The sequence below is a fragment of the Pseudomonas sp. DCB_BI genome (assembly GCF_026240995.1).
GTDB lineage: Bacteria > Pseudomonadota > Gammaproteobacteria > Pseudomonadales > Pseudomonadaceae > Aquipseudomonas.
The window spans coordinates 1-463 of sequence record NZ_JAPFCG010000070.1; the positions used below are offsets into that span (position 1 = coordinate 1).

At 55.7% G+C, this 463-nt stretch carries 1 protein-coding gene; it reads left to right on the forward strand.

Annotation, left to right across the window (positions count from 1 at the left end; translation table 11 throughout):
- Positions 1-463 (forward strand): DDE-type integrase/transposase/recombinase (locus OO258_RS27340; RefSeq protein WP_266035006.1); only part of this gene is annotated, 463 nt, incomplete at both ends.

A 463-nucleotide genomic window follows, 5' to 3' on the forward strand; every position in this document is an offset into this window, starting at 1 on the left:
GATGAGGGAGGCCAACGAGCCGAACAAGACCTGGTGCATCGACTACAAGGGTCAGTTCAAGATGCTCAACGGTCAGTGGTGCTACCCACTAACGGTTACAGACCATGCTTCGCGCCTCATCTTGGCCTGCAAAGCCCACAAGAACATCATGACGCAGCCGGTCATACAGACGCTTGAGTGGCTATTTCAGGAGCACGGAATGCCAGAGGTCATCCGCTCTGACAACGGCAGCCCATTTGCTTCAGTCGGGCTGGCAAGGATGTCCACAATTGCTGTCTGGTTGATCCGCCTCGGGATTATTCCCGAACGGACCGCACCCGCGCGCCCAGATCAGAATGGCCGTCACGAGCGGATGCATCGCAGCATGAAGCTTGAACTGCCTCTGGGGCACAATCTGATTGATCAGCAATTGCTGCTTGAGCACTTCCGACACGAGTTCAACTATGTCCGCCCCCATGAACTA